This is a genomic window from Pseudorhizobium xiangyangii, from assembly GCF_020531965.1.
Lineage (GTDB): Bacteria > Pseudomonadota > Alphaproteobacteria > Rhizobiales > Rhizobiaceae > Neorhizobium > Neorhizobium xiangyangii.
On the sequence record NZ_JAJAWH010000037.1, the window covers coordinates 22,017 to 29,337 of the forward strand.

Annotated in this window: 5 protein-coding genes; 1 reads left to right on the forward strand and 4 read right to left on the reverse strand. The window is 61.9% G+C overall.

Going from position 1 to position 7,321, the window contains the following annotated elements; translation table 11 throughout:
- Nucleotides 1–10: 10 nt before the first annotated feature.
- On the reverse strand, nt 11–1,465 hold the full coding sequence (gene hydA / locus LH464_RS22290; protein WP_226788618.1) for a dihydropyrimidinase: 1,455 nt from the start codon (nt 1,463–1,465) through the stop codon (nt 11–13).
- A 251-nt stretch (nt 1,466–1,716) separates the two neighbouring features.
- Nucleotides 1,717–2,970 carry a Zn-dependent hydrolase gene (locus LH464_RS22295; RefSeq protein ID WP_226788623.1) on the reverse strand — a complete coding sequence of 418 codons (1,254 nt, stop codon included), beginning with the start codon at nt 2,968–2,970 and terminating at the stop codon, nt 1,717–1,719.
- A 262-nt stretch (nt 2,971–3,232) separates the two neighbouring features.
- On the opposite strand from LH464_RS22295, the gene rutR reads away from it, so the two are divergent.
- A complete protein-coding gene (gene rutR, locus LH464_RS22300; RefSeq protein WP_226788619.1) occupies nt 3,233–3,877 on the forward strand; it encodes an HTH-type transcriptional regulator RutR in 645 nt (214 codons plus the stop codon).
- Nucleotides 3,878–3,882: 5 nt separating this feature from the next.
- On the opposite strand, the gene LH464_RS22305 is transcribed toward rutR, so the two are convergent.
- On the reverse strand, nt 3,883–4,815 hold the full coding sequence (locus LH464_RS22305; RefSeq protein ID WP_226788620.1) for a DMT family transporter: 933 nt from the start codon (nt 4,813–4,815) through the stop codon (nt 3,883–3,885).
- A 289-nt stretch (nt 4,816–5,104) separates the two neighbouring features.
- Nucleotides 5,105–7,015, reverse strand: a complete 1,911-nt coding sequence (locus LH464_RS22310; protein ID WP_226788621.1) for a methyl-accepting chemotaxis protein — start codon at nt 7,013–7,015, stop codon at nt 5,105–5,107.
- Nucleotides 7,016–7,321: the final 306 nt, after the last annotated feature.

A 7,321-nucleotide genomic window follows, 5' to 3' on the forward strand; every position in this document is an offset into this window, starting at 1 on the left:
CATCTTGCGCTCACACCCCGCTCGCCGGAATGCCGGTGCGCTCGACCTTGCGCGGTGCGGTCAGTTCCTTCCAGGTGGAAAGCGCCTTGTTGACGGCCTGGAACGGCTCACGCCTGACGAATTTTCCGTGGCCTTCCTGCGTCCTGACGGTGCTTTCCTCGATCGCCACCACACCGCGCGTCAGCGTGTAACGGGGCAAGCCCGTCACCTCCTTGCCCTCGAAGACGTTGTAGTCGATGGCCGATTGCTGGCTTTTCGCGGAGATTGTCTTCGACCGTTTCGGGTCCCAGACGACGATGTCGGCATCGGCACCGACGAGGATCGCGCCCTTGCGCGGGTACACGTTCAGGATCTTGGCGATATTGGTTGAGGTGACGGCCACGAACTCGTTCATGGTGATGCGGCCGGTTGCGACGCCGTGGGTCCACAGCATCGGCATGCGATCCTCGAGGCCGCCGGTGCCGTTCGGGATCTTGCGGAAATCACCGGCGCCGGTGCGCTTCTGCTCGGTGGTGAAGGCGCAATGGTCGGTCGCCACGACCTGCAGAGAGCCGGAGGAAAGGCCGGCCCAGAGCGAGTCCTGATGGGTCTTGCTGCGGAAAGGCGGGCTCATCACGCGGCGAGCGGCATGGTCCCAGTCCTTGTTGAAATATTCGCTCTCGTCGAGCGTCAGGTGCTGGATCAGCGGCTCGCCATAGACCCGCATGCCGTTCTGACGGGCGCGGCGGATCGCTTCGTGAGACTGCTCGCAGGAGGTATGGACGACGTAAAGCGGCGCGCCTGCCATGTCGGCAATGATGATGGCGCGGTTTGTCGCTTCGCCCTCGACCGAGGCAGGCCTGGAATAGGCATGCGCCTCCGGGCCGTCGTTGCCTTCGTCCATCAGCTTCTGCTGCATGGCGGCGACGATGTCGCCGTTTTCCGCATGGACGAGTGGCAGGGCGCCGAGTTCCGCGCAACGGGAAAAGGACGCGAACATCTCGTCGTCGTTGACCATCAGCGCGCCCTTGTAGGCCATGAAGTGCTTGAAGGTGTTGATGCCGTGATGAAGCACGACGGCCTTCATCTCGTTGAACACCTGTTCGCCCCACCAGGTCACCGACATGTGGAAGGAGTAGTCGCAATTGGCGCGTGTGGACTTGTTGTCCCAGCGTTTTAGGGCATCGAGCAGCGACTGGCCGGGTTCGGGCAGACAGAAGTCGACGACCATCGTCGTGCCGCCTGCCAAGGCCGCGCGGGTGCCGCTTTCGAAATCGTCGGTGGAATAGGTGCCCATGAAGGGCATTTCGAGATGGACATGCGGGTCGATGCCGCCGGGCATCACGTAACAACCAGCCGCATCCAGAACCTCGTCGCCTGAGAGGTTGGGGCGAATCTCGACGATCTTGCCGCCTTCGATCTTGACGTCGGCGTTGTAGGTGAGGTCGGCGGTGACGATGGTGCCACCCTTGATCACTGTGCTCATTGCTGTTCCCCTTTTTTGGTTTTGACGCAATCCAACAAGCCTGAGGATCGGGTGTCCTCAGGAGGGCGGCGGTCGCAGTAATTTCAGAGGTGAGGTGGCGTCAGGCTTCGACGAGATCGAGACGCTTTTCGATGCGTCGAACGTGGGCATCCAGTCTGTCGAGCCGCTGATGTCCGAGAATGAGGTCGTCTGAAGACACTGCCCAGGCTCCGGCCAGGCTTGCAGTGTCTCGAAATGTGGCGTTGAACCGGTCACTCCACGATCTCCGCCGTCTCCAGCACCGCGTGGAAGAGCACGTCCGCTCCCGCTGCGGCCCATTCCTTCGAAATGTCCTCCGCCTCGTTGTGGGAAAGACCGCCGACGCAGGGACACATGATCATCGTGGCGGGCGCGACCCTGGCGGCCCAGCACGCGTCGTGGCCGGCGCCAGAAATGAGGTTCATATGGCTGTAGCCGAGCCTTTCCGCCGCATCGCGGACGCGACCGACCAGGACGGGATCGAAGGTCACCGGATCGAAATGGCCGACGGCCTCGACCGAACAGCCGACACCCAGGCCCTCACAGATCCCGGCGGCCTGCTTCTCTATCTTCGCCCGCATGCGGTCGAGCTTTTCCTGGGAGGGCGTGCGGATGTCGACGGTAAAGACGACCTTGCCCGGCAGCACGTTGCGCGAGTTCGGCGAGAAGAACATCTGGCCGACACCGCCGACGGCGCCCGGCTGCTCGCTCATCGCTACGTCCTGCACCATTTCGACGATGCGGCTCATGGCGAGCCCCGCGTTGACGCGCATGTCCATTGGCGTCGAGCCCGTATGGGCTTCCCGACCGGTAAGCGTAAATTCGAGCCACCACAGGCCCTGACAATGGGTGACGACGCCGATCTGCTTCTCCTCGGCTTCGAGGATGGGTCCCTGCTCGATATGGTACTCGAAATAGGCGTGCATCTGCCTGGCGCCGACCTCTTCGTCGCCGATCCAGCCGATGCGCTTCAGTTCGTCGCCGAAGGTCTTTCCGTCCGGGTCCTTGCGGGAGTAGGCGTAGTCGAGGTCGTGGATGCCGGCGAATACGCCAGAGGCCAGCATTGCCGGCGCGAAACGGGCGCCTTCCTCATTGGTCCAGTTGGTTACCGTGATCGGATGCCGGGTCCTGATGCCGAGGTCGTTCAGCGTGCGGACGACTTCCAGCGCGCCGAGCACACCAAGTACGCCGTCGTACTTGCCGCCTGTCGGCTGGGTGTCGAGATGCGATCCGACGTAGACGGGAAGGGCCTCCGGATCAGTTCCCGGGCGCGTGGCGAACATGGTGCCCATCTTGTCGACGCCTGTTTCCAGCCCGGCCGCGTCGCACCACGATTTGAAAAGCCTGCGCCCCTCGGCATCGGCATCCGTCAGGGTCTGGCGATTGTTGCCGCCAGCGACACCGGGGCCGATCTTCGCCATTTCCATCAGCGAATCCCAAAGCCTGTCGCCATTGATGCGCAAATTCTCGCCGGGTGCTGCCACCATCAGCCGATCCTCACCTGTTCTGGTGCCGCGCATTGGCGGCTCTTTCTGTTCCCGCCGGTTGTTTCATCCGCCTCTCGACAGCGAAACTCAGCATTGCCTTTGTTGGACTTGTCGCTGATAATTTGACCGGTTGGTAAAACATTACAATTTCCGCGCCGCCACTCAAGACGAAAATCGAGAAAAGTCACCGGCAAAATTCGCCGCACTTTTCGAGGCGATTATTGCTGGCGGGCGGTCAGGCGTTTGGCGAGGTTGGGCACGGATGGCGGTAGCACGCGCGGCGAAGACGCAGAGGCGGACGCGAATCCAGGAAGAGAAGGAGGAGCGTATTCTCGACGGGGCGCTCGAGGTGTTCTCCGCAAGCGGTTTCCGCGGTACCACGATCGACCAGATCGCCGAAGCTACCGGCATGTCGAAGCCCAATCTCCTCTATTATTTCCGGACCAAGGAGGCGATCTACCGCAGGCTTCTGGAGCGGATGCTGTTCACCTGGCTGGAGCCGCTGAAAGCGTTCGATGCCGAGGGCGATCCGCAGGCCGAGATCCGCTCGTATATTCGCCGGAAGCTGGAGATGTCGCGGGATTACCCGCGCGAAAGCAGGCTTTTCGCCAATGAAATGCTGCAAGGCGCGCCGCATATCGGCGACGAGCTGAACGGCCCCCTGAAGCAACTGGTTGATGAGAAGGCGGACGTTATCCGTGCCTGGATCAAGGCCGGCAAGATCGCCAGGTGCGATCCCTATCACCTGATCTTCGCCATATGGTCGACGACGCAGCATTATGCGGATTTCGACGTGCAGGTACGCGCGGTGCTTGGCGAAAGCCGCGCCGGGGAAGGACGGTTCGAGGATGCCGCCCGCTTCCTCGAACAGATGTTCATGAGAGGGCTGGAGATCAAGGGCGCTTGATCCGGTCAGTCGGGCAGAAGCGCCATGATGATGAGGGCGCAGGCGGTGATCAATGCGCCAACCATCACGGTCAGGCTCGCCCAGCCATGTCCCAGCAAACCTTCCATGATGATTACCGTGGTTGGCGCGAGATAGCCGTAGCCGACAACCTTCGACGAGGGCAGGCGCAGCAGGGCGTATTGCATGAGCAGGAAGGTGAGGGTGGTAGCCATGACTGCGATGTAGATCAGCAGCAGCCACATCTTCAGGGTGACCTCGGCAAGGCCGACGTCAATGAGCGCGGGAATGGTCGCGAGGAAGATGAAGGCGGTGGCGGCGGCATTCACCCAGAAGCCGAAGGCGACCGGGTGGTCGTCGCCTTGATAGCGTCGCAGCAATGGGGCGTAAACGGCATGTGCCAGGACGCCGAAGAAGTATAGAATTTCGCCGCTGCCGACATCGAAGGACAGGATTGCATCCACGTCGCCCCGGAAGACGACCCACACCGCTCCCGCCGCGGCCACCAGCAGGCTGAGCAACACGCCCGGCCGCGTCTTCTGCCCCATGAGGACATAGGCGAAGCCGGCGCTCATCAGTGGCATGAGGGTGAAGACCGCGCCGGCCGAGACCGGGCTCGTATACTGGAGCGCGATGAACATGGTGATGATGTAGAAGGCCAGCAGCAGGCCGGTGACAATGAAGCGGTGCGGCCTGGTGGGACGTCCGAGCGGCTGGCGGAACATGACGATCGTGATGCCTGCCAGCACCGCGGTGGTGATGATGAAGCGCAGCAGGGAGGCGACGAGCGGGTCCATCTCCCGGGCGATCATTCCACCGACCGAGAAGGATCCGGCGACCAGCAGGGAAAACAGCACCATGCCGGCATGCGCGCGCAGCTTCTCCTTCCCCGTGGCGTAGTGCACATGGGAGCGGCGGGTGAGTTCTGGATCGTGTTTCACAAGAAAAGCCTGGGAATGCATGACAAGGGCACGACAACGTCGCGCCGGAGTGTCAGCTATCACGGCAGTTCTCCATCAAGCTAGGCGGATCGGCCCGGTCCGGTACGCCTATGGCAGGATTTCGGAATTCCGTTCGCGGAAGCCGACACCCGGATGAAACTCGACAGGCTGAAGCAGGTTGTGAACGATCAGGACCGAGTTGTTGCGCCAGTCGTATTATGCGCCTCGAAATGAAATCGTCCCGGAAGCGGTTGCTTCCGGGACGTTTTTGTGGGGCTGGGATGCCGGCTCAGGCTGCTGCGCGCAAGCCCCTGGCGGAGGCGCCATGCGTTGGCGCGTCCAGCTTGAAGTTCTGCAGCACGGTTTGTAGATGGCGGCTTTCGTCCGCCAGAGTGGCGCTGGCCGCCGTGGTTTCTTCCACCATCGCCGCATTCTTCTGGGTCATCTGGTCCATGTGGTTCACGGAAGAGTTGATCTCGGCAAGCGCCGTTGCTTGTTCGCGGGCGGCGGTTGCGATCGACTCGACATGACCGTTGACGCGGTTGACGAGGCTCTCGATCTCCAGGAGTGCATCGCCGGTCGAGCGGACCAGCGAGACGCCGCCATCGACTTCCGCTGCCGACGCGGTGATCAGTGTTTTGATCTCCTTTGCGGCGTTTGCGGAACGCTGAGCCAGTTCGCGGACTTCCTGGGCGACGACGGCGAAGCCACGACCAGCCTCGCCGGCTCGTGCAGCCTCGACGCCGGCGTTGAGCGCCAGGAGGTTGGTCTGGAAGGCGATCTCGTCGATCACGCTAATGATCTGGCTGATCTTGTTCGACGAGTCCTCGATCCGGCCCATGGCGGAAACGGCACTGCGGACGATCTCGCCCGACTTCGCGGCGCTCTGACGGGTCTCGTGAACCATGTCCCGTGCCTCGTTGGCGCGTGACGAAGCGGCACGAACGGTGGTGGTGATCTCGTCGAGAGCTGCCGCCGTTTCCTCCAGCGCCGCTGCCTGCTGCTCCGTACGCTTGGAGAGATCGTTGGCGGCAGAGCTCAGCTCGACCGAGTTGTCGTTAATGGTGGTCGCTGCGCCACGGACGTCATTCATAGTCGCCCGCAGGGTTACCATGGTCGCGTTGACGTTGGCCTGAAGCTCGGCGAACGCGCCCTGGAACCGGCCATTCATTGTCTGCGTCAGGTCGGCATCAGCCAGAGCAGCGATCACGCGGCGGACTTCGGCGACAGCATTGTCGACGCTGCCGACGAGCTCGTTGACGCTGTTGGCAAAGCGGTTGAGGTCCTCGTTCTGGTAGTCCTTGGTGATGCGGCCGGAGAAATCGCCTGCCACTGCGGAGGCAACCACTGCGGCAATGCTCGACTGAAGGTCGCTGCTGCGACCGTGGAGCGCGGCTTCCTGCGCCTTCAGTTCCTGCATGGCGAGTGCGTTGCTGCGGAAGACTTCGACGGCGCGGGCCATCTCGCCGATCTCGTCCTTGCGGATGCTGTCGACGGTCGCGCCTTCCAGATCGCCCTGGGCGAGGCGGTTCATGGCCTGTGTCAGCGAGCGGATCGGCATAACGATGCCCCGGCGGGCAATCATGGTGCTGATCGTGGCGCCGATCAGGATGAAGAACAGCGCGGATGCGGCGGCGAGTATCATTGCCGTCGTCGATGATGACAGTGCCTCGGCGCGAGCGGTAGCCAGCGACTCGCCCGAATAGGTGCTGTAGACCTTGACCGTATCGGTCACGACTTTCTGGGCGGCGAGCGCCTTTTGCAGTGCGGCGGCGATAGCGGCCGTGTCACCGGGGTTGGCTTCCGCCGTGGAGACCATTGCGCGGATGTCGTTGAAATAGCTCTCAAGCGCCGCACGGATCGTCTTGAGCTGATCGATCTCGGTTGCGTCGGCCGTTGCTTCTATCTTCGGAAGGCGGGCGAGCATCTCGCCCGAGCGTTTCTGCGTTTCGGCTCGGAAATCAGTAGCCTTCTCGGGAGCAGCTGCCAGTTGGTAGGTCATGCGGCTGATCGCGATGATGTCGACGCGCAGATCCATAGCCTCGCGCGCGACTTCTTCCTGTGTTCCAACCGAGGTCATTGCCTTCTGCAGGCCGTAGAGCCCGTTGCCGGAAACGGCGGCAATTACCAGTGAAGACAGCCCCATCACCACAGTGACGATGCCGAGCTTCTTCGAAATCGAGATATTTTTAAAGGCCATAGTCATCAACACCATTGAGCGGGCTAAGTCGGTCGAACGAAGGGAGTTCTTTCCGGCGAAGAGGTTCGCGTTAAGAGTTTGCAGTAACAAACTGACGCAATTGAACTAATCCCACGTTAATGCCGCACTGCACAAAATTGCTGCATGCCGCACGCCGCTTCGACGCTGATGGCGCCGCCACTAACGGCGCTCTGTCGAGGCGATTGCCGAGCTTTATTCCGCCATCACTTTCGATGCGGATGTTTTTGGCATGTATGAGGGGCCGTCTATCGCAAATCGTTCGGACATCTCACAGCACATGCGGCC